This is a genomic window from Streptomyces sp. GESEQ-35, assembly GCF_017948485.1.
GTDB lineage: Bacteria > Actinomycetota > Actinomycetes > Streptomycetales > Streptomycetaceae > Streptomyces.
The window spans coordinates 50,217-73,480 of the sequence record NZ_JAFFSX010000010.1; the positions used below are offsets into that span (position 1 = coordinate 50,217).

26 protein-coding genes and 2 pseudogenes are annotated in these 23,264 nt (G+C 68.7%); 12 read left to right on the plus strand and 16 right to left on the minus strand.

Annotation, left to right across the window (positions count from 1 at the left end):
* Window positions 1–39: 39 nt before the first annotated feature.
* The 3 genes from KCH87_RS50095 to KCH87_RS20760 all read right to left on the minus strand — a co-directional run bounded on the left by KCH87_RS50095 (window position 40) and on the right by KCH87_RS20760 (window position 4,691).
* Entirely contained in the window at window positions 40–2,769 is a 2,730-nt protein-coding gene (locus KCH87_RS50095; RefSeq protein ID WP_210587671.1) for an AAA family ATPase, read from the minus strand.
* 507 nt (window positions 2,770–3,276) lie between these two features.
* Window positions 3,277–3,912, minus strand: a complete 636-nt coding sequence (locus KCH87_RS20755) for a nuclear transport factor 2 family protein (protein WP_210587672.1) — start codon at window positions 3,910–3,912, stop codon at window positions 3,277–3,279.
* 524 nt (window positions 3,913–4,436) lie between these two features.
* On the minus strand, window positions 4,437–4,691 hold the full coding sequence (locus tag KCH87_RS20760) for a hypothetical protein (RefSeq protein WP_210587673.1): 255 nt from the start codon (window positions 4,689–4,691) through the stop codon (window positions 4,437–4,439).
* 112 nt (window positions 4,692–4,803) lie between these two features.
* Between KCH87_RS20760 and KCH87_RS20765 the strand changes: the two genes are divergently transcribed.
* Window positions 4,804–5,376, plus strand: a complete 573-nt coding sequence (locus KCH87_RS20765; RefSeq protein ID WP_210587674.1) for a TetR/AcrR family transcriptional regulator — start codon at window positions 4,804–4,806, stop codon at window positions 5,374–5,376.
* Between the two features lie 499 nt (window positions 5,377–5,875).
* On the opposite strand, the gene KCH87_RS20770 is transcribed toward KCH87_RS20765, so the two are convergent.
* Both KCH87_RS20770 and KCH87_RS20775 read right to left on the minus strand, forming a co-directional pair.
* On the minus strand, window positions 5,876–6,160 hold the full coding sequence (locus KCH87_RS20770) for a hypothetical protein (RefSeq protein WP_210587675.1): 285 nt from the start codon (window positions 6,158–6,160) through the stop codon (window positions 5,876–5,878).
* A 155-nt stretch (window positions 6,161–6,315) separates the two neighbouring features.
* Complete coding sequence (locus KCH87_RS20775) at window positions 6,316–6,867, minus strand: HdeD family acid-resistance protein (protein ID WP_247196527.1); 552 nt, start codon at window positions 6,865–6,867, stop codon at window positions 6,316–6,318.
* A gap of 229 nt (window positions 6,868–7,096) precedes the next feature.
* Here KCH87_RS20775 and KCH87_RS20780 point away from each other — a divergent pair, with 229 nt between their 5' ends.
* The 6 genes and pseudogenes from KCH87_RS20780 to KCH87_RS20795 all read left to right on the plus strand — a co-directional run.
* Window positions 7,097–7,525: a DUF1003 domain-containing protein gene (locus tag KCH87_RS20780; protein WP_247196528.1), complete on the plus strand. Its 429-nt coding sequence runs from the start codon at window positions 7,097–7,099 to the stop codon at window positions 7,523–7,525.
* A 44-nt stretch (window positions 7,526–7,569) separates the two neighbouring features.
* The gene (locus KCH87_RS20785; RefSeq protein ID WP_210587677.1) at window positions 7,570–7,881 is read left to right on the plus strand and encodes a WhiB family transcriptional regulator; all 312 of its coding nucleotides are present in this window, start codon (window positions 7,570–7,572) and stop codon (window positions 7,879–7,881) included.
* Between the two features lie 25 nt (window positions 7,882–7,906).
* Window positions 7,907–8,185 (plus strand): hypothetical protein, encoded by a 279-nt coding sequence (locus KCH87_RS50430; RefSeq protein ID WP_308298873.1) that lies wholly within the window; start codon window positions 7,907–7,909, stop codon window positions 8,183–8,185.
* A gap of 286 nt (window positions 8,186–8,471) precedes the next feature.
* The gene (locus KCH87_RS50435) at window positions 8,472–8,900 is read left to right on the plus strand and encodes a hypothetical protein (RefSeq protein ID WP_308298874.1); all 429 of its coding nucleotides are present in this window, start codon (window positions 8,472–8,474) and stop codon (window positions 8,898–8,900) included.
* A 95-nt stretch (window positions 8,901–8,995) separates the two neighbouring features.
* Window positions 8,996–9,886, plus strand: a complete 891-nt coding sequence (locus KCH87_RS50440) for a hypothetical protein (RefSeq protein WP_308298875.1) — start codon at window positions 8,996–8,998, stop codon at window positions 9,884–9,886.
* Window positions 9,887–10,577 (plus strand): annotated as a pseudogene (locus KCH87_RS20795) (alpha-amylase); the annotation flags it as partial.
* Window positions 10,578–10,603: 26 nt separating this feature from the next.
* On the opposite strand, the gene KCH87_RS20800 reads toward KCH87_RS20795, so the two are convergent.
* Entirely contained in the window at window positions 10,604–11,071 is a 468-nt protein-coding gene (locus tag KCH87_RS20800; protein ID WP_210587678.1) for an SsgA family sporulation/cell division regulator, read from the minus strand.
* 529 nt (window positions 11,072–11,600) lie between these two features.
* Here KCH87_RS20800 and KCH87_RS20805 point away from each other — a divergent pair.
* Window positions 11,601–12,152: an HdeD family acid-resistance protein gene (locus KCH87_RS20805; protein WP_210587679.1), complete on the plus strand. Its 552-nt coding sequence runs from the start codon at window positions 11,601–11,603 to the stop codon at window positions 12,150–12,152.
* Window positions 12,153–12,570: 418 nt separating this feature from the next.
* On the opposite strand, the gene KCH87_RS20810 is transcribed toward KCH87_RS20805, so the two are convergent.
* A complete protein-coding gene (locus tag KCH87_RS20810; protein WP_210587680.1) occupies window positions 12,571–13,533 on the minus strand; it encodes a LuxR C-terminal-related transcriptional regulator in 963 nt (320 codons plus the stop codon).
* A 513-nt stretch (window positions 13,534–14,046) separates the two neighbouring features.
* On the opposite strand from KCH87_RS20810, the gene KCH87_RS20815 reads away from it, so the two are divergent.
* Together KCH87_RS20815 and KCH87_RS50445 are read left to right on the plus strand one after the other, a co-directional pair.
* Window positions 14,047–14,238, plus strand: a complete 192-nt coding sequence (locus tag KCH87_RS20815; protein WP_210587681.1) for a hypothetical protein — start codon at window positions 14,047–14,049, stop codon at window positions 14,236–14,238.
* Window positions 14,239–14,367: 129 nt separating this feature from the next.
* Window positions 14,368–14,523, plus strand: a pseudogene (locus KCH87_RS50445) (nuclear transport factor 2 family protein); the annotation flags it as partial.
* Between the two features lie 189 nt (window positions 14,524–14,712).
* On the opposite strand, the gene KCH87_RS20825 reads toward KCH87_RS50445, so the two are convergent.
* From KCH87_RS20825 to KCH87_RS49165, 6 genes are all read right to left on the minus strand, one after another.
* Window positions 14,713–15,693, minus strand: a complete 981-nt coding sequence (locus KCH87_RS20825) for a LuxR C-terminal-related transcriptional regulator (protein ID WP_210587682.1) — start codon at window positions 15,691–15,693, stop codon at window positions 14,713–14,715.
* Entirely contained in the window at window positions 15,690–16,628 is a 939-nt protein-coding gene (locus KCH87_RS50450) for a helix-turn-helix transcriptional regulator (RefSeq protein WP_210587683.1), read from the minus strand. The genes KCH87_RS20825 and KCH87_RS50450 overlap by 4 nt, the downstream gene beginning before the upstream one ends.
* A 343-nt stretch (window positions 16,629–16,971) precedes the next feature.
* Window positions 16,972–17,742 (minus strand): pirin-like bicupin family protein, encoded by a 771-nt coding sequence (locus tag KCH87_RS20835; RefSeq protein WP_210587684.1) that lies wholly within the window; start codon window positions 17,740–17,742, stop codon window positions 16,972–16,974.
* A gap of 64 nt (window positions 17,743–17,806) precedes the next feature.
* Window positions 17,807–18,274 (minus strand): ester cyclase, encoded by a 468-nt coding sequence (locus tag KCH87_RS20840; RefSeq protein WP_247196529.1) that lies wholly within the window; start codon window positions 18,272–18,274, stop codon window positions 17,807–17,809.
* Between the two features lie 67 nt (window positions 18,275–18,341).
* Complete coding sequence (locus KCH87_RS20845) at window positions 18,342–19,019, minus strand: TetR family transcriptional regulator (protein WP_210587685.1); 678 nt, start codon at window positions 19,017–19,019, stop codon at window positions 18,342–18,344.
* A 242-nt stretch (window positions 19,020–19,261) separates the two neighbouring features.
* On the minus strand, window positions 19,262–19,594 hold the full coding sequence (locus KCH87_RS49165) for a hypothetical protein (RefSeq protein ID WP_247196530.1): 333 nt from the start codon (window positions 19,592–19,594) through the stop codon (window positions 19,262–19,264).
* Window positions 19,595–20,050: 456 nt separating this feature from the next.
* Between KCH87_RS49165 and KCH87_RS20855 the strand changes: the two genes are divergently transcribed.
* The gene (locus KCH87_RS20855) at window positions 20,051–20,335 is read left to right on the plus strand and encodes a nuclear transport factor 2 family protein (protein ID WP_247196531.1); all 285 of its coding nucleotides are present in this window, start codon (window positions 20,051–20,053) and stop codon (window positions 20,333–20,335) included.
* A 186-nt stretch (window positions 20,336–20,521) separates the two neighbouring features.
* On the opposite strand, the gene KCH87_RS20860 is transcribed toward KCH87_RS20855, so the two are convergent.
* Complete coding sequence (locus tag KCH87_RS20860) at window positions 20,522–20,923, minus strand: tautomerase family protein (protein WP_210587686.1); 402 nt, start codon at window positions 20,921–20,923, stop codon at window positions 20,522–20,524.
* A 140-nt stretch (window positions 20,924–21,063) separates the two neighbouring features.
* The gene (locus KCH87_RS20865) at window positions 21,064–21,861 is read right to left on the minus strand and encodes an acetoacetate decarboxylase family protein (RefSeq protein WP_210587687.1); all 798 of its coding nucleotides are present in this window, start codon (window positions 21,859–21,861) and stop codon (window positions 21,064–21,066) included.
* Window positions 21,862–21,975: 114 nt separating this feature from the next.
* Between KCH87_RS20865 and KCH87_RS20870 the strand changes: the two genes are divergently transcribed.
* Window positions 21,976–22,602, plus strand: coding sequence for a TetR/AcrR family transcriptional regulator (locus KCH87_RS20870; RefSeq protein ID WP_210587688.1), 627 nt, complete (start codon window positions 21,976–21,978; stop codon window positions 22,600–22,602).
* A gap of 214 nt (window positions 22,603–22,816) precedes the next feature.
* On the opposite strand, the gene KCH87_RS20875 is transcribed toward KCH87_RS20870, so the two are convergent.
* Window positions 22,817–23,218 carry a tautomerase family protein gene (locus tag KCH87_RS20875; protein WP_210587689.1) on the minus strand — a complete coding sequence of 134 codons (402 nt, stop codon included), beginning with the start codon at window positions 23,216–23,218 and terminating at the stop codon, window positions 22,817–22,819.
* Window positions 23,219–23,264: the final 46 nt, after the last annotated feature.

Sequence of the window (23,264 nt, forward strand, 5' to 3'; positions counted from 1 at the left end):
ACGGCTACAGGCGCCGCCGATACGCCGAGAACAAGCCGCTCAGCCTGTGATGCCGGCACCGACGAGGGCCTGGGCGAGGAGGACGCGCCGGCTGACGCCGAGCTTGCGGTAGACGCTGCGCAGGTGGTAATCGACGGTGGCAGCGCTGAGGAACAGCCTGGTGGCGATATCCCGGTTGGTGGCGCCGCCCGCGGCCAGCTGGGCGATCTGGAGTTCTTGCGGGGTGAGCCGGACACCGGCCGGATCCGCTTGCTTGTGCCGATGCTCGCCGGTGGCGGCCAGTTCGGCGCGGGCCCGGTCGGCGAAGCCGTACGCGGGCATCCGCTCGAAGCTTTCAAGTGCGGTGCTGAGCTGATGGCGGGCGTCGCGTCGGCGCCGTTGACGGCGCAGCCATTCTCCGTAGACCAGACGAGAGCGGGCCACCGCGAGAGCGACGGGGGTGCGCTGGAGGTAGTCGATGGACTGCTGATAGTCGTCGTCGGCGTCGGGGTGGTCACCCCTGAGTAGCGCCTGGCAGCGCGCCGTCACTCCAAGGACCCATGGTGTGCCGGCCGCCGCGGCGAGCGGGGAGAAGTCATCGAGGGCGGCCCGGGCGATCTCGGGTCGGCCGCAGCGCATGGCAGCTTCGATCACATCTTCCGGTGACAGCAGCGACCACAGCGCGCGAGCGTCGAGGGCGGCGTCGAGCGCCTCCTCATAGCGGCCGGCTCCCAGTTCGAGCACCGCGACCGCCAGGCGGATCGTATCGCGCCACACATCTGGGATCGGCTCGCTGAGCAGGCGGTCAGCCAGGGCCCTGCCCTCGGCCAGTTCGCCCCGCAGGCCCAGCAGCCAGACGTCGGCCTGGGCGAAGCTGGGGCCCCAGCCCTGGTCGCCGACCGCTTCGGCAAAGGCGCGGCCCTCGGCCAGGGCCGCTTCCGCGGTGGTGAGGCGACCGGCCCGCAGATGGTCGTACCCGAGCGAGAAGAGCGCCGGGACGAGCGCGGCAACCGCTCCGCGGTCTCGGAAGGCGGGTATCCAATACCGCTCCAGATCCGTCCAGGTGGAATGGTCGAAGACGAGGCCGGACGCGTACAGCCACGCCACCAGGCGGGGCATGCTGGTATCCGGAGAGTCGCGCACGGCGGCGAGCGTCCGGATCCCTTCGCGCAGCAGCGCATAGCCCTCAGTCGTACGGCCGTCACGGATGGCGGCGAAGCCGTCGAGCAGCCCGTCACCGGCCGCCCCAGTCGCGGGCCGGGGAAGCTCGCGGACGGCCAGAACGACCTCAGCGGCCTTCTGCCAGCCTTCGAGCTGGGCGACGCTGAACCCTTCGAACAGGGTGTCGCGTGCCAGGCGGAGATCCTCCGGCCCCATCTCCTGGGCCGCACCGACCAGCAGCTGGGCGGCCTCGGCGACCCGGCCCTCAGCCTGCAGGAACAGGCCCTGTACACGCCGGGCTCGGGCCAGCGCCAGCGGGTGAGTCAGGTGCGGGACGGCCTGTCCGGCGAGCGCGGCCGCCCCGGCGACATCGCCCGCCACGAGGCCTGCCTCTGCGGCAGCCAGCCGACGCTCGGCGTCGCGCACCGGGTCGGCGGTCAGATCCGCGGCGCGACGGAGGAACGTCTGCTCGCTCTCCCACCCGCCGCGGCGGCGGGCACGGCCGGCCGACGACTCAAGTTCCCGCGCCACCACCTCGTCCGGGCCATCCGTCGCCTCTGCGAGGTGCCACGCCCGCCGATCCGGATCCCTGTACGGATCGGTCACCTGCGCCAAGGCGGCGTGCACCCGCCGCTGCTCACCCGGCGACGCACCCCAGTAAGCCGCCGTCCGCATCAGCGGGTGGTTGAACGCCACCCGCGGCGACAATGACAGCATCTGCCCGACCTCCGGCAGCATTGCCACCTCGGGGTCCAGCCCGAGCACTTCCGCTGCCCGCCGTACCTTCTCCGGGTCGCCCAGGTGCTCGGCCGCCGCCACGAGCAGCAGGGTTTGTGCCGCCGGTGTCAGCTTCCTCACCCGGTCCAGGTACAGCCGCTCAAGACGCTCTCCCACCCGCATCGGCAGGCCCGGTACCGCGTCCGGTATACCGCGTCCCTCTCCTAGCTCCCTGCCCAGCTCGATCAGCGTCAGCGGATGACCGGCGGCCACGGCCAGGACGCGGCGCGACAGGGGCTCGGCCACTCTGCCCCCTGCCGCCTGCTCAAGCAGTTCCCGCCCGGCGTCCGGCTCCAGCGCCCTCACCCGGAGCTCGGGAAAGCCGTTCAGTGCCGCGGCACGCTCCTCGCCGTCACGCAGCGAGAAGACCAAGCCCACCCGGTCGGCCAGCAGGCGGCGTGCCACGAAGGCCAGCACCTCCTGTGACACCCGGTCCAGCCACTGAGCGTCGTCGACAACACACAGGACCGGTTGCTTTTCGGCCGCGTCGGTCAGCAGCGTCAAAGTCGCCAGGCCGATCAGGAATGGGCTCGACGCCTTGCCTGCCGCCAGCCCGAACACCGTCTCGAGCGCGGTGCGCTGCGGGACCGGCAGGTCCGGCAGGCCTTCGAGGAAGGGGACAAGCATCTGATGCAGCCCGGCGAAGTCGAACCCCATCTCGGCCTGAGTGCCCATGGCCTGCGCGAGGCGCGTTCCCGCTTTCACGGCCCGTTCGGCCGTCTCTCCCAAGAGCGCCGTCTTCCCTATCCCCGCCTGGCCCCGCAGCACCAGTACTCCGCTCGACCCGGCCTGCACCTCGTCCAGGAGCTTCTGGACGACCTCAATCTCGGCGGTCCGGCCGACCAGCCCCACGTTCGCGACCCTTCAGGCGTACTCGTGGCGACAAGGACAGCAACACGTCGGCCCCTGCGCCTCGACTCGGCCTTTGATAGTACATAGCACAGGGAAACTCCCGGGGTCAGCGGCGACGCTTGCCTCAGAAGCCGTACCGGAGTCGTTCGCCGCCTCGTTGTGACCGGCCCGTGGCGAGTGCCAGCAGGGGCCTGTCGTAGTCGATCACCACGCCTGACGTTCGGCGCGGTCGTCGCGCCAGAGGGCGCGTTGTGGCCCCGCTGACCTGGCGCGACGAGTACTGCGACGTGCGAATGACCGCTCGCGGAAGCGCGTCGCGACCAGGATCGCCTGGTCACGTCCGCGCTGCTGTCGGACGCCGGACTGATCACGCAGCAGCGGGCACGCACAGTAAGTACCCGCACAGTGGAAGGCCGCACAGTCCGGTTTGCGCCGGCGTGCCGGCAGCAAAGCCACGGCGGGTGATGCGCGGCCGGTAGCGCCGGGCATCACCCACCGGGGAACGGCTCAGCCCTTGTTGACTGCCGAGGCCCAGTCGAAGTCCACGCCCATCTGGGCGTACATGGTCGAGTACCCGACGAAGCAGTTGAACTTCTCGACCTTGCCGTTGTCCAGGTACCAGAAGTCGGCAGTCGGTACGTCGACCTTCGCGCCGGTCGGCTTGACGGTGCCCGCCGGGGACTGCAGCGGTCCCTTGAACGTGCCCTGGATCGCCAGCTCGATGCTGACCACGTCGCCGTTCACGGTGATGCTCTTGAGCTCACGGTGAACATCGGGGAAGAGGTTGGCCATGTACGTCGGAACGCCACCGAGCGCCTCGCCCTGGTAGGCCTGGCCGGCGACCACGTCGTTGAAGACGCCGTCCTTGGTGAAGCTGTTGACGAACGCGTTGACGTCCAGACTGTCGCCCTCCGCCACGTGGTACGCGCGCAGGACGACGGCGAGGTTCTCCCTCTCGTGCTTGGTGAGGTCGCGGTCCGTGAGCGGCAGCTTCGACAGCTCGCGAGGACTCAGGTCCGCGCGGACCTGCGCGCTGCTGGCGGCAGGGCTTGCGGCCTGTGTCGGCGCGGCGGCGATGGCAAGACCACCCATGCTCGCGATCGCGACCGTGGCGATGATCGTCTTTCGTCCAAGCAACTTCATGTCGTGTTCCTCCAGGTTGGTTCTCAGGATCTGAGTTCCGTTGCAACGGCCTCTCGTCCTTTGTTAATCAAGTGATTGCTTTACTTTATGCCGATGGCTCAGATTGTCAAGCCAATGTTTGAATTGTGTGGTCGCGCAGGCTTCGCCCTTCGATCGGCGCGGCCGCGTTGCGGCTGGTCAGGTCGGGTCTGCGGTAGCGATCCGGGGCGGCTGCTTGATGCCGCAGTCGCGGCGGGGGGCGGCTTGCTCGCTGCTCAGCGGGGCGGTTCGGGTGATCTGTCCGCGTCGCCGTGAGGGTGACCTCGTGGACGTAGCCGAGCTTGGTGCTGATTCGGTTCCAGGTCTGGCCGATGCGGCGTTCGGCGGCGCGACTAGCGGCAGGGCGAGCCGGCGCGGCAGCACGTGTGCGCGCTTGTGGTGTTCGAGTGGTGGAAGGCCGGCCGCAGTGCCAGCACCGTTTTGAGATCACGAAATCCACGCTCGGCCTCCAGGGGTGTTGCAGCCGACCGCGGTCTCCTCGGTGGTCAGGTGCGGGTCGGAGGTGGTGGCAGGTACTTGCTGTCCAACCGTTCCTCCGTCTCGATCTTGGCGCGCTCGATAGCCAGTCGTCCGCTATCCGAGGTCCTCGACCACCGCTTCAAGGTGGGGTGTTCGATCAGCGCACACTCGGCGCGTACGTGGGCGGCTTCCGCCTTCTCGCGGGCCTTGGCGCCGGTGCCGCGCTTGGCGTCGCGCTCACGTTGGGACCGGATCCGCTCAAGTTCAGCCTCGATCCGCAAGGCGGCTGTTTGACAATGAAGTCAAGCAACTGCTTGACTTCATGCTGTGATACGGGCGAAAACGACGGACCTGCGCCGAGAGGCTGGTCAGCGCACGCGGGACGGCCTGCAGATGGCCGCCCTGGAACTGCTTGCACAACGGGGCCAGGACGGTGTGACACTCCGCGAGATCACAGATCGCGCCGGAGCCAACGTCGCCGCGGTGAGTTACCACTTCGGGTCGCTGAAGGCGCTGTGCGACACGGCGATAGAGCACGCGTTGGAACGCTATCTGGACGCGCAGATCCTGGCACTCGATTCCCTTGGCTCCACTTCGACACTCTATGAGGTGGCGGCAGCCTTCGCCCGGCCGATGGTGCGCGCACTGGCGGCCGGTGGACAAGACCTGGCTGTGATGCGGACCGTGGCGCGCGTCGGCATCGATCCGCCCCAGGGGTGGGAGCGGCTGGCCGGCAAGTTCGACCAGAGTCGCCGGGAGGCCCTGCGGGTGCTGACAGCGAACCTTCCCGGAGTCGACGAGCAGGAACTGATCTTCCGTACGCGATGCGCGGCCGGCCTGCTGAACTGGCTCGCGCTGGCGCCCATCGGCGCCGAGCTGGCCGCCAAGTCCGCCGAGCAGGTCGAGCGGCTGCTGGTACCTGTGGTGACTGGGGCGTTCCGCGGGGACGCAGCCGTCGGCCGCTGACCAGGCCAAAGGTCACCGGAATCCAAACAACTCAAACGATATTTGACAAGGAAGCCGACGGCACCTCCCTCGCCCAGCTCCGTCGCGACGGCGCGGGAGAGCCGCACGGCGCTGAGCTGCTCTGCGCGACCGTACGGCGCCGAGAACGAGGTGCCTGATCAGGCGGAGCTGGTTCGTGGCGCGGGGGTTGAAGAAGCCGAGGGTGCCGATGTGGTCTGATGCCGAGAGCCACGGTCTCGGCGACGGCTTTGTCCCGATCCTTTGACGGCTGGTCGACAACCGTCTACCCGTGGCGCATGACGTTGTCGCGGGCGAGTTCGATCAGTTCGTCTCTCTGCCTGGAGAGAATCATCGTCCCGGTATAGAGGCCGACACCCTTCACCTGACCGAGCGTCACGTGCGGTGGCAGGGAAACCTCCCGCCGCGACTGAGCCGCCGACGGGGCCGGTCCTGGGGCGGTCGGGAAGGAGTGACGGCCGCACGCACGTCAGTCAGTCACTCACTTCGCTGCCTCGGTGGCGTCGGCGGCGTACTCCTCGGCGTCGGCGGCGGCTTTCTGCAGCTGCTTCAGATCGCGTTCCTCCTGGCGTTCTTCGATCTTCTTGCGGGCCGCGGCCACATGCCCCTGCCAGGATGTCTGCACCTGGCTCCAGGCGCCGGTGACGAGCGCCGTCGCCGCCTGCCCGCTCGCCGTCAGCCGCTGAGCGCCCTGCTCGGCCCGGTGCTTCGCATCGGCCACCGCGGCCGACAGGTTCTGCCGGTCCGCCGAGAGACTGGCCTCCACCGTGCGCTGCGCGTCGCGGGCCTTCTCCGAGAGTTCGGCGAGCTTGCTCGCCGGGGCGGCCGGGCTGGGCGGAGGTGCCTGGTTCGAGATGAGTTCATCCCTTGGTTGACGTGCTGTTCGATGAAGGACGTGCTGATTGCGGTGCGGGGACCGAGTCAGTGGGAGCCAACAAGCCGACCTCTGGTCTGAACGGCGCGACGGGTCCTCGCGGACAGCGCGAGCACGAAGGCGCCGTGCAGAATGCTGAAGACGCCGAACACGGAGGTGAGCGTCACCGCTCCGCTGTCGGGCCGCGCGGCGAGTGCGAACCCGAGGAAGATGGAGACGAGGCCGCCGAGCAGCCACATCGCCCGCTCGCCCGCACTCTCGCCGTGCCGGAACGACAGCGCCACCTCCATGATGCCGGTGACCAGTGCCCACGCCGCGACCCATAGCGTCAGCACCAGTGCTGTGGCGCCCGGCCACGTCAGCGCGCCGAACGCCGTGGCAAAGGACAGCGCGGCCAGCACCAGATACCCGAGGACCGGGCCGGCGCGGTCACTGCTGAAGGCACGTATGAGATCGATGCCGGCGGTGAGAAGGGCGTAGACGGAGAACGCGACGACGAACACCGCCAGGGTGATGCCGGGCCACGCCAACGAGACGACTCCCATGACCGCGGCCAGGAGCCCTCGCCAGAACAGCGGGGTGGCGGTCGACTTGGCCATGTGCATGCCCTTCTCGTTCGGAAACTGCCCGCCGGCGCGGCGGGGGCACGGAGGCGGCACAGCGCTCACCCTGCCGGAGCGTGACTCCGCCGGCTTCCGTCGAACGACTCAATGCGCGGCTTACCCCTGCGCATGCGGCGTCGTACGCAGTCGATCGGCGGAAGGGCGGCAACCGCCCGGCGCATACGCTGCCAGCGGCATCTCGTGGAAAGCGAACCGAGGAGTGGTCATGGGCTCTGGGATGGATGAGTCGCGCATCTGGCTCCGGAACGAGCAGGCCGTCCTGGCGCGGATGCGCGGAACCCAGGACCGGATCGCGGACGCGATCACCACCTTCGCCGGGACCATGCAGTTCGTCTACATCCACGCGGTGTGGTTCACGGTCTGGATCGCCTTCAACGAAGGGCTGTTCGGCCACTCGGCGGTCTGGGACCCGTACCCCTTCGGGCTGCTCACGATGATCGTCAGCCTTGAGGCGATCTTTCTGTCCACGCTCGTGATGGTGAGCCAGAACCGCCAGGCCGCCCGCGAGAAGGTCCGCGCCGACTTGGACTTCGAGACCAACATCCGCTCGGAAGTGTGGTCGGTTCACATGGGAAGTGCCTACGGTGCGCACGTCAGTCAGACGACTGAAGCGCCGACGCCGACCAGGCGGTGACGATGCCCTTCACCGGACCGAACTGTCTCCGGGAAGGAAACGTCATGATCCATCGCCACCGCCCTCTCCTCGCCTACTGGGACTGGCAGCAGCACGCACTCTGCCGCGGTATGGACAGCTCCGTCTTCTTCGCCCCGCACGGTGAACGCGGTCCCGAGAAGCGGGCGCGGGAGGAGAAGGCCAGGGCCATCTGCAGGCGCTGCCCTGTGATCGAGGCCTGTGCCTGGACCGCCATGAGCGGTCCTGAAACGTACGGCGTCTGGGGAGGCATGTCCGAGGGGGAACGCATACCGCTTCGGCCACGGCGGCCGCGCAGGGCCGTGGCCGCCGAGTCCGAAAAAGCCGAATCCGAGTAAAGGCGCTGCAACGGAAGGGCGTGCGATGACGGCGAACAGTAGCAGTGGGGACGCCGAGCGGCTGCGGCTCGCGGATGCCGACGCGGGGCGGGCGGCATGGCGGCGCTGGGGTCCCTACCTGAGCGAGCGGCAGTGGGGCACGGTGCGGGAGGACTACAGCCAGGGAGGTGACGCATGGTCGTACTTCACCCATGACCAGGCCCGCTCCCGGGCCTACCGCTGGGGCGAGGACGTATCGCCGGCGTCAGCGACGACAAACAGCGGCTGTGCTTCGCGCTCGCCCTGTGGAACGGGCGCGACCTGATCCTCAAGGAGCGGATGTTCGGCCTCGCCAACGCGAAGGGCAACCACGGCGAGGACGTCAAGGAGTACTACTTCTTCGACGTGTTCGTCGAGTACGCCGAGGCCGGCCCCGAGGACCTGGTGACCAGGAGACCCTCTTCACCGAGAACGACACCAACAACGAGCGCGTCTTCGGCAGTCCGAACGCCACCCCGTACGTCAAGGACGGCATCGACCGATACGTCGCCCATGGCGAGACCGGCGCCGTCAACCCCGGGCACACCGGTACCAGGGCCTCCGTCCACCATGTGCTCACCGTGCCCGCGGGCGACAGCACCACGGTCCGGCTGCGCCTGGCAGGCGGCCAACTCGACGATCCCTTCGACGGATTCGAGCAGGTGCTCCAGGCGCGGCGGGCCGAGGCCGACGTGTTCTTCGAGAGCGTCGTTCCGGACAGCCTCGGCGAGGACGAGCGGCGGGTCGTGCGGCAGGCGCCGGCCGGGATGCTGTGGAGCAAGCAGTACTACTACCTCGACGTGGAGCGCTGGCTGGCCGAGCGCGGCGTGGATCCGCTGGCCGCCGATCCGCGGATCCGCAACAGCGCCTGGTACCACATGGCCAACGACGCGGTCATCTCGATGCCGGACACCTGGGAGTACCCCTGGTTCGCGGCCTGGGACCTCGCCTTCCACACCATCACGCTGTCCCTGGTGGACATCGGCTTCGCCAAGGTGTAACAGGGATTGCTTCTGCGCCGCCTGTAACTGCACCCCACTGGCCAGATCCCGGCGTACGAGTGGAACTTCGGCGACGTCAACCCGCCGGTGCATGCGTGGGCGACTCTCTTCGTCTACGAGCTGGAGAAGCACCGCACGGGCCACGGCGATCGCCTCTTCCTGGAGAACGCGGCTTCCTGGGCCTCGACAAGATCGCCATCGAACGGGCCGCGGAGAACCCTGTCTACCTGGAGCAGGCGCAGACGCCGTTCGAGCACTTCGCGTGGATCGCGGTCGCCATGAACCGTATCGGCGAGGACAACGCGTCTCTGTGGGGCGAGGAGGACGGCTTCTTCTACGATGTCCTGAGGCTGAACGACGGCAGCGCGGCCCGGCCGAACGTCCGCTCCCTGGTCGGTCTCGTTGCGCTCGCCGCGACCAGCGTGGTCGGCGCCTGGACCGATCGCCGCTTCCGCGAACTGGTGGAGGGTGCACGGGACTTCGTGCGGCGACATCCGGCCGTCGAGGCCCTCGTCTCCTCCGCCAACACCGTCGGGTCCGGCGCGGAGGGAAGGCACCTGTTCGCGCTGGACTGGCTGCGCCGGATCCTGGCCCGGATGCTCGACGAGGAGGAGTTCCTCGGCCCGCACGGCATCCGCTCGCTGTCGCGGTACCACGCCGCGCACCCGTACACCTTCGAGGTGCGCGGTGAGACCTACGACGTCGGCTATCAGCCCGCCGAGTCCGATTCCGGGATGTTCGGCGGCAACTCCAACTGGCGTGGCCCGGTGCGGTTCCCGGTCAACATCCTGCTCATCCTCCACCTTCCTGCGCGACGGGGAGGGCCACCGCCCGGTGCACGGCGCCCAGCCGAAGTTCGCCAAGGACCCGCACTGGAAGGACCTGATCCTGTTCTACGAGTACTTCCACGGCGACAACGGCGGCGGCCTCGGCGCCGGGGACTGGGGCGCCCTGAGGGAGGAGCCTCTGTCATGACCGTGATCTAGATCTACGAGATCAACACCGTGGTGTGGCTTGGTGAGTTGAGCGCCCGGTACGGACGTACTGTCGCCCTTGGCGAGGTGCCCGGTGAGGTCTGGGACGAGGTCGCGCGGCCGGGAATCGACGCGGTCTGGCTGATGGGCGTGTGGGAACGCAGCCCGGCCGGGCTTCGGATCGCCCTGCGCAACGAGGAGTTGCTCACCTCCTTCCGCCAAGCCGTGCCCGACCTGACCACCGGTGATATCGCCGGATCCCCGTACTGCATACGGAACTACGTGGTCGACCGGAGCATCGGCGGGCCGGAGGGACTCGCCGAGGCACGGGCCCGACTCGCCGCTCGGGGAGTGCGCCTCATCCTCAACCAGGTCCCCAACCACGTGGCCTCCGACCACTCCTGGCTCACCGAGCGCCCGGGCTGACCCGTACTTCCCGCCGTGGCCGGACGTTGTCCAGCTGAACGCCTTCAGCGACGACATGAGTACGGCGGCGGTGGAGACACTGGTGGCGATCGGCGACCAGGCGGACGGCGTGCGCTGCGACATGGCGATGCCGCTGATGAACGACGTGTTCGCGAAGACGCGGGGAGACCGGGCGGGAGCGGCCCCCGCGGAGGACTTCTGGCCGAACGTCATCCCGCGTGTCCGGGAGCGCCACCCCGATCTCCTCTTCGTCGCGGAGGCGTACTGGGACCTGGATGCGGAGTTCGGGTAGGCGGCGAGGGGTCAGCGGTCCCACTGTGCCAGGACGCGTTCGAAGGACTCGTCCCAGTCCATTGACAGCCCTTCCGTGCCGAAGGGGACAGACCTGAGCGTGCGGACAAGCCAGGCGTGTAGTGGAGCGACGCGGATTTCGAGGAGCGCCGCGCCGATCCGTCCCTGCAGCAGCACCCAGAGACTGTGTCCGTCATGGCGCCGGCACGGCGGCCAGATCCGGACGTCGCCGTGGCCACTCGGTTGGTGCAGGCCCGCTATCAGCAGGTCCCGCGAGAGCGCCCAGGCGACAACACCTCCGGTGGCGTTGGAGAATTCGACTCGCACCTCGAGGGGCAGGGACTCGTCGTAGCTGAAGCGGGCCTGGAGCGGCAGGCTCTCGTTCAGGGACACGTGCAGCCAGATCGTCAAGGTGAGATCCGGGCAGCCGTGCTCCGCGGGGCGTATGTCCCCATCGGGATTGTTCTGCGGGTTGGCCATGCGCTTCCCTTTCTGTGATGAGGCCGCCACCGAAGCGGTGGCCAACTGGGGCGGTACCAGGTGGAGGACCAGGAACGCGCCCACCCGGGCCCAGAACCCTCTTCCAGGTGAAGCGCGCGAGCTGCGCCGGCGGAACCGACGATGCACCGCCGGCCGTCTCGGCCTCGGAGGCGAGATCCGCAGGACCATGTGGGGCTCCTCGTCGGGGCTGAAGGCCAGGGTTCGGCGCCGATCCCGTTGAGGCCACGTCCCCCAACGCCGGAAGCACTGATGGTCTCGCCAGGGCGCAGGCCGAGGCATCCGTCGCATGACTGCACCACCCCTGCGTGTCCTCAGCAGGACGGGTCCACGGCTCGATCCGCCCCGTGGGATGAAGCACCGACGCAGTCGGATGACGGATCACCAACAAGGTCGGCCGCCCTAGCGTTCAGGGGGACAACACGACCCCGAGCAAGGCCGGGTGTACCACCGTGCATCCCTCGCTTCGTGCCAGGAACGAGGCCACACCCTCACCGAGTGGGAGATCATCATGCTCAGTTCACCCAACGCACTGCTCTGGCGCAGTCTGCTGGCGGTTGCCGTCGGAGTGGTAGCCGTGGCGTGGCCCGACATCACCATCGGCGCCTTCGTCATCCTGTTCGCCGTCTACGCATTCATGGGCGCGGCAACGGACGCCATGCGCGCCTTCAGCAGCGATCGGGTGGGCCCGGTCTTCGGCTGGCTGCTCCTTGCCCTGCTGTCGCTTGTCGCGGGTGTGGTCGCGTTGGCCTGGCCCGGCATCACCGCGCTGGCCCTCACGATCTGGATCGGCGCGTACGCCCTGGCCACGGGTGCCCTGGAGGTCGGCCTGGCCTTCCGGCGCGGGGAGAAGCCGGGTGAGCGGGCCCTGTTCATCCTGACCGGCCTGGTGTCGATCACACTGGCCTTCGTGCTGTTCGTCCGGCCGGACATCGGTGCGGTCTCGCTGGCCTCCGTCTTCGGGCTGTTCAGCATCGTGTACGGCATCGGGGGCATCACGGCGTCCGTCCAGGAACGCCGCGTCCTGAAGGATGTCGGCGGCGCAGAGCCAGTGGGCGTCTGAGCTGGGCGATGTCCAGGACCCCGCGACCGGCGAGCGCCCTGACCGACATGACTTCGCGTGGGGGCGCTTCGGCGGAAAGCAGGATCAGTGGACAGCCGGAGGCGGGCGGCCCGAGGATCTCCGGAAGGCGATCAGCGGCCGTCCGCGTGTTCACCGACGACGAGCCGCACGGCCGTGGAGGCACGTGCGGGTACCGAGGATCTCACGGTGGCCGTCGGCGTTGACGTCGCCTACCCGCTCACCGCGCTCATCGTCCAAGAAACGTGGGGCACGGTCCTGCGCGCCGCCTTCGTGCCGCACTTGCAGATGTCGACGAAGTTCTTCTACATCCTCACCGCCGTCATCGACACCGTGATCAGCCCTTGCATGTTGGCGGCCTCAGTGAGCGCGAGGATCGTCTGCGCGCCGTGGTCAACGGTCATCCCGGCAGCATCTCTATGCCGGTCAGGTCGAGACCGCTGAGCTGGGCGCGCGAGGCAATGCCGACCTTGGGAAACACGTGGGAGAGATGGCTGCCGACCGTACGGGGAGAGAGCCCGAGCCGCCAGCCGATCTCCTGGTTGGACAGGCCCTGGGCGGCGAGCCATGCGATCTGGCGCTCCCTCGGGGTGAAGCCGTAGGGGTCCACGCCCGCGTCCCCCGCTCGCGCTGCCTGCAGCTCTGCCGCGACGCGCCGGGTCCACCCGTCGGCACCCAGTGCCGCGAACCCCCGGTGGGCGCAGGTGAGTTGCGACCGCGCCGTGGTCGTTCGGTGGCGGCGGGCCAGCCAGCTGCCGTAGGCGAACCGCGCTCGCGCGTCGGTGAACGGCATGGCTGCGGTGTCGGCGTCCTGGAGCGCCGCGAGGAACAGCCGCTCCGCGTCGGACTCTTCGGCCGTCAGCGCCGCCGCCCTGAACTCCAGGCGCCGCGGGATGCCGTACCGCTCTCGGCGGGCACGCGCCAGCACGGCGTTGGCAACGTCCTGGCGTCCGACGGCGATCGCCGCCTCGGCGATGTCGGCGACCGCCCATGCCGCGACGGCTGGATGGCCGGACACACCCTCTCGCAGTTCGTGCAGGGCGCTCTCCGGGTCTCCTGCGCCCAGCGCCGCCAGGCCGCGCAGCCATCGGGCCCGGGCGGCCAGCATGCGGTCCCCGTGGGGAACGGCGAAGGCGAGGACCCGGCTGGTCCGCTGCCATACCTCGGCCTGGTCGCCCCGGATGGCGAGCAGATGGCTGAGCGCGAGCTCGGTCGCCAGGGCGTCGGCGACCCCGACCTCGGCGCTGCGCGCCACGGCCATCCGGATAAGCTGTTCAGCCTGCTCGAACCGGTCCAGCATCAGTGCGATGGCCTGCAACGCCGGCAGCACTGCGGCGCTTCCGGCGTGGCGTTCTGGTTGCATCGCCCCTCCCACAGCATCGGTGTTCATGTTCGTCAATGCTGTCGAGCACCCATACCGCTCGAATCACGCGATCGCGTAGTACCTGGAACCAATTGAGCCTTGGCGATCTCGCTAGTGCTGACGACGCCGACCGAGGGCCTCGATGTCCAGGCCGAGCGCCTCAATCCTGTCGGCAGGAGAGAAGACCACGAATTACCGGGATCCGACCGCGGTACCGCGCGAGCCACGATTCAGGTGCAGGAAGCACAGGCACCCATCGCTGCATGGGGGACTGGTATGAACCGAGCACAGCCGGAGCAGGCGACTACGCGGCACCGCCGGCGATCGAGCGGCGGCGTCCACGCTATTTCGTACCGCTCGCCGAAGCCCGGAAGAGATCGGCGGCATGCAATTGCTGCCGCGCCGACGGGAAGGAGTGCGGTTCACCACGGCCGGAACTGCGCTGCTGGACGGATCGCGCACCGTGCTGTCACTCGTGGACCACGAATGAAGGGGACGCGCCAGGCACCGAGCATGGGACGGCAGCGCGTGCGGGTGAACCTGCCGCCGCACCCTGCCGGCTACGGGCTGCGGCCGTGGATCGAGCAGTCGCCGGCCCGGGCCCGCACGGAACTGGCTGCCACCGGCCAGCACACCCGCGGGCGCGCGCCCGCGACCGGCGTCCAGCTCACCCCGCCAAATATTCCTCAGCGCCGCCACCGTTGACTACCACCTGCGCAGCCTCCACCGAAAACTCGGCATCAACCGGCGCAGCGGTCTCGCGCTCGCGCTGCTGGACGTCGGACTGGTCGCCGAATCCGAACAGAAGGGATCACCACAACCGTCCATCCACCGATCACCGGTGCCGAAGCCGCCGACGACCGGCTCACCGTCAGGGAACTTGTCGACTCCTACGCGCACTGCGCCGACCAGCGCGACGCCAAGGGCCAGATGGCCTTGTTCACCGAGGACGCCCACGTCGTCGTTCACATGGACGCCCGCGACCCCTGGCCAACGCAGGACCTACACGGCAGCGCGGCCCTGGCGCCTGGTCTTCGACGTGGAACCGGACGGGACACGGACGCTGCCGGTCGCCTCCTTCCGCTGCCTCGACACCGTCGTCGAGCAGGACGGGGGTGGCTGTCCGCCGAGCGCCGCCTGACGGTCAGCCGAACCTACACCCGGCCATCGATTTTCTGATCATCGGTCTGATAGCCGAAGGGCGCTGGGACTTGCCCCGTCGGGCGGCGACCCGGCAAACAACCTGGGGAGTTCGCGGCGGGACCGGACGCCGACGAGTGGGAAGGCGCGGTAGAGGTGGGAGGCTACCGTGCGTGGTGAGATCGACAGTCGCTCGCCGATGTCGCGGTTGGAGAGCCCCTCGGCGGCCAACCGTAGGATCCGTAGGCTGTGAGCGGTGAGCGTCTCGGTGGCGGACGGTGTGTGCTCGCCGGGCACCCGGACCCCGGCGGCCCGCAGCTCCGCCCGGGCCTGTGCAGCCCACGGCGCGGCCGTCAGCCACTCGAAGCGGTTGAGGGCCTCGCGGAACGCCGCGCGCGACTCGTCGCGGCGCCGTGATTTGAGCAGCCGACCGTAGTCGAGCAGGAGGCGTGCGTGCTCCATGGGTCTGCGCGGCATGAGCGGTGAGTGAAGGGCGCGTTCGAAGAAGGGCTCGGGGTCGGCCGTACCGCTCTCGGTAGCCCAGAGTGCGTGAGCGTGCGAGACCCGGGCCGTCGTCATCGGCTCGGCGTCGGAGATGAGGTGCGGTCCGTTTGACAGCATCCGGAGCGCTGCGCTCAGCTGCCCTTCGGCCAGTGCCACCCGTATTACGTCCACGTAGGCGCGCCGCGCGGCCGCCAGATCCAACGGCGCCGTGAGGTTCCGGAGAACCTGCCAGGCCGCCGTCGTGTCCCCGACCGCGAGGTGGCTGAGTCCAGCGGCGTGGTCGAGCAGGCCTGTGGTCTCCTGGTCGTTGTGGGATGTGGCCAGCCGCCTGAGTCGATCGCATCGCCTTTGGTCAAACGCGCCGCGGTGGGCAGCGATGGTCAGGTCGAGCGCGTGCAGCCTGATGACCTCCGACCAGCGCTGAGCCTTTCGTAGGTCCTCCTCGTCGGCGGTCAACCTGGCGCGAAACTGCCGCCACTGCCCGGTGGCGACGAGAGCGTCGTAGTCCATGGTCATCCCGACGGCCTCCTCTCGCCGCCCAGGACGACGTCGCTGAGCTGGACGCGTGTGGCGACGCCGAGGATGGGACAGAGGCGGTACAGAGGGGAGGCGATCGTCCGGGGGGAGAGAGCGAGCCACCACCCGATCTTCCGGTTGGACAATCCCTGGGCGGCGAGCATCGCGATCTGATGCTCTCTCGCGGTGAGGCCGTCGTGGTCCGCATGCTTGGGCCCGGTGCCCGTGCACTGCAACACCGCCGTGGCGCGCCGCGTCCACCCTTCGGCGCGTAGACCCGCGAACCCCTGCTGGGCCTGATTGAGGAGCCGACACGCCGCGGTCGTCTGACGGCGCCGGATCAGCCAACTGCCGCAAGCGAGCCAGGTCCGCGCGCCGGTGTATGGCATGGGCGCGGTGTCGGTGCCCGGGAACGCCGCGCGGAACAGCTCATCGGCGGCCGACTCGTCGGCCGTGAGCGCCGTCCCTCGGAGTCCCACGCGCCGCGCGCCGCCGTACGGGCCTCGTCGGGCGTGCGCTGGCACGGCAGTAGCGACGTCCTGGCGTCCGACGGCGGTTGCCGCCTCGTCGACGTCCGCGACTGCCCATGCGGCGATGGCCGGATGGCCGGACCGTTCGGCCACGCCCTCCCGCAATTCGTGTAGTGCGCTCTCCGGATGCCTGGCGCCGAGCGCCACCAGGCCGCACAGCCACCCGGCCCGGGCCCCGAACAACCGGTGCCCGCCCGGCTCCGCGAAGGCCAGCACCCGCCCGGTCCGTTCCCAGACCTCGGTGTGGTCGCCTCGGATGGCCAGTGAGCGGGTAAGTGCCAGCTCCGTCGTCAGGGCATCGGCGACGCCCGCCTCGGCACCGCACTCCACGGCCACCCGGATCATCAACTCGGCCTGCCGGAACCGGTCCAGCCCCAGCGCGATGAGCTGCAATGCCGGAAGCACAGCTGCACTTCCGGTGTGCTGACCAGGTCGCATCGGCCCTCCCACAGCGTCGGTGGCACCCGGCTGGGTGCCCGGGTTTGTCAATGCTGTCGGGTGTCTTGGGCCGCTCGAATCACGGAATCGCGTAGTCTCCGTCCCCGGCTGGAGTGACTCGTGAGCCGCTTGCCCCGGGTCTGATGGAGCCTCCACCGATCCCGGAACGGTTCAAACCACTGTCGAATCCCCAGCCGGGTGACTGCGTGATCGCGGCAGGCAGATCGTGCTTTCTCGGCATGCGCCGACCGGCAGCCGTGTTGCGCTGGCCCGCGCGGGCCGGTGCCCAGCGCCGCTCGCCTCCGCAGGGTCAGATCGCGAGGTCCGCGTGCATCTCCCAGACGAGAATTTCCGCGGGCGTGGAGGTGCTGATCCGCTGGCCGCCGCTTGCGGTGAGGCGGACCGCGTCGCCCTCTGCCAGCGTGCCGGTGCCTTCGAGTTCGACGGAGCCGCGGGTGACGAACAGGTGCAGATAGGGGGCCTCGGGCAGTTGCACCGGCCGGCCGGGGAGCAGTCGGGCCGCGTGGAATGCCGCGTGGGGGTTCCTGATGCGGATAGTGGCGGCATCGTGGTGCTCAGCCATGCCGGACGCGACCGTGACCAGGCCGCCCGACAACAAGTCGTGGTCGATTTCCTGCTGCTCGTAGCCGGGCGTCCCACCTGACTCGCCGGGCGGGATCCACATCTGGATCAGGTGCACCGGGTTGGTGTGGGGCTCGCCGCCGAGGCGCCAGGAGTCGTTCTTCTCCGAGTGCAGGATGCCGGTGCCGGCGCTCATCCGTTGGGCGAGCCCCGGGTAGATGACGCCGGAGTTGCCGGCCGAGTCCTGATGCACCAGTGCTCCCTCCAGGACCCAGGTGACGATCTCCATGTCCCGGTGCGGGTGGGTGTCGAAGCCGGTGCCCGGCCGGATGGTGTCCTCGTTGTGGACCAGCAGCAGGCCATGGTGGGTGTTGCCCGGGTCGCGGGGCTGACCGCCGACCCAGAACGAGTGCCTGCCGCGAAGCCACGACAGGTTGGTCTCCGACCGGTCGTCGGACCGGCGGACATCGATGAGCGGTGCGGATGGGGTGGTGCCCATGGGTTCGTCCTGCCGAATCGAGGTGGGTTCGCCGGAAGTGGGCGTGAGGCTGCCGTGAGGCCGGTCAGCCCGCTGTGGCGGTCGACGCCGTGACGGCGGCGGCGAAGTCCGGCTGAACGCCCAGTTGGGCGAGCATGACGCTGACGCCGACGTAGCAGTTGAACTCCTTGATCTTGCCGTCCTTGATGTACCAGAAGTCGGCGGTCGGGATGTCGAGCTTGGCGCCGGTCGGCTGTATGACACCCGCGGGCGTCTCGAACGGCCCAGTGAACGTGCCGTGGATCGTCAGCTCGACGGCGGCGATGTCGCCCATGACGTGGAACCGGTGGAACTCGCGGTGGACGTCGGGCGCCAGCCGGCTCATGAAGACGACCAGGTCGCCCAGGTGCTCGCCCCGGTAGCTCTCCCCGGCGACGACGTTGTTGAACACGCCGTCCTCGGCGAACAGGTCCATGAACCCCTGGACGTCCAGGACGCTGCCCTCGGCCGCGTTGTACGCCGCCCGGACCACGGATTCTGCGTCGGGAGTCATGGCCTCTCACCCCTTCAACGAAGAAATCAAATGCTTGATTAATGATGCAACCAGACCTCAGAATTTGTCAAGCATGCATTTGACTTGTTTGGGTCCGGCGACCTTTGGCCAGGTCAGCCGGTGTGCGGTGCCCCTGGAGCGCCCCCGCCACCACGGGGACCAGCAGCCGCTCGATCTCCTCGGCGGACTTGGCGGCCAAATCGGCGCCGATGGGCGCCAGCGCGAGCCAGTTCAGCAGGCCGGCCGCGCACCGTGTACGGAAGACCAGTTCCTGCTCGTCGACTCCGGGAAGGCTTGCCGTCGGCACCCGTAGGGCATCCCGGCGGGTCTGCTCGAACTTGCCGGCCAGCTGCTCACACCCCTGCGGCGATTCGATGCCGACGCGCGCCACGGTCCGCATGACCGCCAGGTCCTCCCCGCCGGCCGCGAGCGCGCGCACCATCGGCCGGGCGAACGCCGCGGCCGGCTCCTGAAGCGTCGAGGTGGGGTCAAGGGAGTCGAGTGCCTGGATCTGCGCGTCCAAATACCGTGCCAATGCATGCTCGATCGCCGAGTCGCACAGTGCCTTCAGCGATCCGAAGTGGTAGCTCACGGCAGCGACGTTGGCTCCGGCGCTCTCCGGGATTTCGCGGAGCGTCACGCTCTCCTGGCCCCGCTGTGCGAGCAGTTCCAGGGCAGCCGCCAGCAGGCTGTCCCGCGTACGCTGACCTGCCTCTCGACGTCGATCCGTCTTCTCTGCCCGCACAGACTGAAGTCAAGCAGCCGCTTGACTTCAGCGCGGATGGTGATCGTCGCCTGCGTCGAAAGCCTGGCGGTATCGCCCGCCGCCAAACGTCGCGAAGCCAGCGGCGCGGCCGCACGGTCAATCAGCACTGCGCATCGCCCTGGCGAATCCCGGCGCTCCGGAAATCCTGTCGATGCGTTCCTGCTTCTCACGAACAAAGTCAACGTGGATGAGTCGCGGACGCACCGAAGGCTCGGCCTCGGTCAAGGGTGGCCTTGGTCAATCGTCTTGGGCGGGGCACTGGCTCCAACTGCCCACCAAGCGGGGGCGCATGCCACGGCGGCGTCGACCAGGTTGTCCTTGGTGATGGACGGATCGCTGAGCCATGCCCTGATCGCTCCGGGGAAGCCATGGGCGAGGAACTGGGCGATCACCTGGTGGTCGGCGCCCGGGAGGCCGGCGCCGGTGGCGCGGGCGAGGAAGGTGAGGGCGTAGCCGTTGAAGTGGCGGACCAGCGCGTCGTAGACGCCGCGGTCCGCCGGATCGTCGAGGGCGTGCCGGTAGACGCCTGCGAACCGCTCGACGTGGTCGGCCACCTCCGCGACGGCCAGTCGCAGCAGTTCCGGCCCCGGGTTCCCTCGGCGCGGCGCTGGTCCTCCAGCCGGTGGCCGGTCTCCAGGTCTGCGTAGAGCGCCTGGACGAGTGGATCGAGGGTGGTGCTGTAGGGAAACGGGTCGCTGCGAGGCGAGTTCCACGGCGGCCCGCTGCAGGGCGGTGATCGTCCGCGCCATGCGGGGATCGGTCCTCTCGCTCGCAGAACTCACAGAGCTGCCCTCCAGTCCCTGCCGACGGGTTGCGGTCGGCTCGCGACCAGTGCTCTTATGCATGTGTCAAATAGTTTGGATGGCGGGAGCCGATATGTCTTCCCATTCTGCGATCTCACCCCAGGAAGTCGCCGACCGGCTGGCCATCCGCGAGCTGATCGACGCCTACGCGCACTGCGCGGACCGTAGGGACGCCAAGGGGCAGATGGCGCCGAGCCGACCCAGGAGTTGCACGGACGCGAGGCCCTCGCGCCGGTGTTCGACAACCTGAACACGTACAAGGCCACCACTCACTTCAACGGCCAGAGCACCCTGTCCCTCGACGGGGATCGGGCCGGCGGTGAGACCTACTGCCTGGCGCACCACATCTCGTTCGGCACGGACGCCGAGCGCACGATCATGATCGCGTCTATCCGCTATCTCGATCAGTTCGTCAAGCGGAGCGGCGACTGGTTCTTCGCCGAGCGTCGGCTGCTTGTCGACTGGACCGAAACCCGCCCCTGCGCACCCTGAGCACCTGGAAAGACCGACTCGAAGGCGGCGCGCGACCCCACCCGAGGCACAGCGGCGCCTGTCCGTAGGACCAGGGCGAAGGGCAAGCGGTACTACGACTGGGCCGCCGCCCGAGTTCCCTCCGTGGCCGAGCAACGAAGCTCTACGTCGGACAAGGGCCCACTGGCTGTCGCCCTGGCCTCGGCTTTACGCCTCGTGCTGCAACAGCCATTCCTTCTCTTGACCCGGGTCGGGCAGGACCTGGCCGGCTATTACAGCGGAACGAGCGGGACTGTCCTGGATCACCACCAGGATGCGGTGCTCTGCTATCCCAGTGATGCGGGAAGCGGCGGCGGACAGCTCGAGGGCCAAGCGGGTCGTCTCCTCCTGCGGGTGGCCTCGGCGTGCCCAGCCGCCGATCAGGAGTGGCGCCCCGGGTTCTCCACCGACGTAGACGCTTTCCTGAGGCAGTTCGGAGAAGAGCACGTTGACGTAGGCGGGCGGGACGTGGTTGATCTCCGCATGGATCCGGGCGATCTCGGCGGCCAGGGCGCCCTTGGCACCGGCCCTCAGAGTTCCCTGAGCGGTGGTGCAGGTGTAGATGGGCACGTCGACTCCTGAGCTGTGAGACCTGTGGGCGTGCCCCCAAGGCATCGGGGGGCACGGCTGCGTTGGCGATGGTTCGTGGTGGAGGAGGGATCCCGCGGCGTGAGGGCTGGCTGCAGCGCCCTCGCGGTGTGCGGGGTGGGTTAGTTGCTGCCGTCGGCGAGGGTCTTGAGGTCGGTGACGGTGTAGGCGAGATCGAAGTGGAATCCCTTGCCGGTGCGCTGGATGGGCAGGTCGGCGAGTTCCTCGCCGTGGGCGGGGAGGAAGGCGAGGTCGGCGGTGCCGACCCAGGCGTCGCTGATGGCGGTGTTGTCCAGGACGGACATGACCAGTTCGTGGACGGCGGGCTTGTCGTGTTGTCCGGCGGCCAGGCGGGGGAAGTGGCGGAGGTTGACCACGGGGCGGTTCATCAGAGCCGCGGGGTCGGGGACCGGCTGCTCCAAGGTGATCTTGGCTTCGGCGATGCGCTGTCCGGTGGCGGAGGCGGTGGCGGCGAACTGCCCGCCCTCGCCGAGGGCCGGGGTGCCGGGGCCGCCAACGGAGTAGGCGCGGGTCTGGTGGACGGCGCCGAGCTTCTTGGGGAAGCCCTGGACCCAGCCGCGGGCCATGGCGGAGTCGTTGTCGACGTAGATGTAGGGGCACCAGGCCACGGGCGTGTCGTTGTAGTGCGCGTCCAGGGTGATCAGGAACTCCCGGTACTGCGAGCGTGCGGGGTCCAGGTACTCCAGGCCGGTGGAGGAGTACTGCCAGTCGATGAACATCGCGACGCCGCGGCCGGCGGAGTCCGGGTCGGGCGTCAGGCCCTCAGGCAGGGTCGCGGCGGCGGCGGCCGGGTCGGTGAAGAATTCCACGCCCACCACGGTGCCGGCGTAGTGCCACGGCGGAGCGGGCGCCAGATTTGCGATACCGCGCGGAGACAGAGGGACGGTGTAGCCCTTCATGACACGAACTCCTTCGAGAAGGTCAGAGTGAAACGATACGTAGCGTTTCACTCGCTTGAACGCGACAGTAGCACGCCTTGACCCAAGAACGAAACGATCCGTATCGTTCTAGTCATGGCACTAGTCTTCTCGTCAGGTTCGGTGACCGGTGGGCCGCGTTCTGCTTCAAAGATCCTTGACGCGGCACGGGATGTCCTGTCGGGACAGGGATACGCGGCGCTGACCATCGAAGCCGTTGCGGCGGCCGCGGGCGTCGGCAAATCGACCATCTATCGCTGGTGGCCCAGCAAGGAGGCGCTTGTCGCCGACGCGCTCGCCCAGATCTTCCGCGCCGAGGAGATCCCCGATCTGGGCGACACACACGCCGAACTGCGCTGCGCCGTCGACATGACCATCGACAACTACGCCAACGAGGACATGGCCGCCTCGCTGCCCGCACTCGCCGCCGGCCTCCTCCCTCACCCCGAACTCTTGGCTCGGTTCCGGGAGGCTTTCTTGCACCGCAAGCGCGAGAACATCGCCGCCGCGCTGCACCGCGGAATCCAACGCGGAGACCTGCCCGACGATCTCGACACCGACCTCGTCCAGGACATATGGGCCGGCACCATCCTCTACCGACGACTCATGATCGGCTCCCCCCTCGACGCCGACCTCGCCGAACACCTCGTCCAACTCGTCACCAACCGTCCGCCGCTGCTCCCTCATCGTGGAGCGGGGGCGCGTGCAGTTACGGACCCGTGAAACGGGCTGCGTGCAGGAGTTCGGAAGAAAGGTTCAGGCTGAGGCCAGAGTCTCCGGTGTCTTTCACCAGTTGCACCGCTGCTGCTGGCGGAGCTGCACGCGGCCGACGAGTTGGACTGGTCGCGGGCCTGCGTGGATGCCCCTCACAGCCGCGCGGCGAAGGGGCGAAAGCCCCCGTCGCCGGTAGCTACCGGCGTGCCAATAGGCCGACCGTTCAAGCCTCGGTCTGGCGCAACCACTCGCTTTCCTTGCCCGGTTCGGGCAGCACCCGACCGCCTTCGACAGCGGACCGGGCGGGACCGTCCTGGAGCACCACCATGATCTGGCTTTCGTCCACGCCGGAGATCCGTGCGGTCGCAGAAGACAGTTCCTGGGCCAGTCTTGTCGCCTCCTCTTGAGGGTGGCCTCGCCGTACCCAGCCGGTGAGGATCAACGGTGTCGCCGGTTGTCCGCCTGCGAAGACACTGTCCGGAGGCAACTCGGAGAAGACCACGTTGACGTAGGCCGGTGGCACATGGTTGATGTCCGCGTGAATCCGGGTGATCTCGGCTGCCAGCAGAGCCTTCAACTCGCTGGTCAGAGATCCCTGGGCCGCCGTGCAGGTGTAGATGGGCATTTTGACTCCTCAACTGTCCGGGGCGGCGCGGCTGTAAGGTTTCCGG

Coding starts and splice junctions, on each gene's coding strand:
- KCH87_RS20785 (WP_210587677.1), top strand. CDS start 7,570: ATGATCCATCGCCACCGCCCTCTCCTCGCCTACTGGGACTGGCAGCAG.
- KCH87_RS20810 (WP_210587680.1), bottom strand. CDS start 13,533: ATGCAACCAGAACGCCACGCCGGAAGCGCCGCAGTGCTGCCGGCGTTG.
- KCH87_RS20800 (WP_210587678.1), bottom strand. CDS start 11,071: ATGGCCAACCCGCAGAACAATCCCGATGGGGACATACGCCCCGCGGAG.
- KCH87_RS20865 (WP_210587687.1), bottom strand. CDS start 21,861: ATGAAGGGCTACACCGTCCCTCTGTCTCCGCGCGGTATCGCAAATCTG.
- KCH87_RS20755 (WP_210587672.1), bottom strand. CDS start 3,912: ATGAAGTTGCTTGGACGAAAGACGATCATCGCCACGGTCGCGATCGCG.
- KCH87_RS20805 (WP_210587679.1), top strand. CDS start 11,601: ATGCTCAGTTCACCCAACGCACTGCTCTGGCGCAGTCTGCTGGCGGTT.
- KCH87_RS20780 (WP_247196528.1), top strand. CDS start 7,097: ATGGGCTCTGGGATGGATGAGTCGCGCATCTGGCTCCGGAACGAGCAG.
- KCH87_RS20775 (WP_247196527.1), bottom strand. CDS start 6,867: ATGGCCAAGTCGACCGCCACCCCGCTGTTCTGGCGAGGGCTCCTGGCC.
- KCH87_RS20765 (WP_210587674.1), top strand. CDS start 4,804: ATGGCCGCCCTGGAACTGCTTGCACAACGGGGCCAGGACGGTGTGACA.
- KCH87_RS20875 (WP_210587689.1), bottom strand. CDS start 23,218: ATGCCCATCTACACCTGCACGGCGGCCCAGGGATCTCTGACCAGCGAG.
- KCH87_RS20815 (WP_210587681.1), top strand. CDS start 14,047: ATGGGACGGCAGCGCGTGCGGGTGAACCTGCCGCCGCACCCTGCCGGC.
- KCH87_RS20825 (WP_210587682.1), bottom strand. CDS start 15,693: ATGACCATGGACTACGACGCTCTCGTCGCCACCGGGCAGTGGCGGCAG.
- KCH87_RS50430 (WP_308298873.1), top strand. CDS start 7,907: ATGACGGCGAACAGTAGCAGTGGGGACGCCGAGCGGCTGCGGCTCGCG.
- KCH87_RS20870 (WP_210587688.1), top strand. CDS start 21,976: ATGGCACTAGTCTTCTCGTCAGGTTCGGTGACCGGTGGGCCGCGTTCT.
- KCH87_RS20840 (WP_247196529.1), bottom strand. CDS start 18,274: ATGACTCCCGACGCAGAATCCGTGGTCCGGGCGGCGTACAACGCGGCC.
- KCH87_RS20835 (WP_210587684.1), bottom strand. CDS start 17,742: ATGGGCACCACCCCATCCGCACCGCTCATCGATGTCCGCCGGTCCGAC.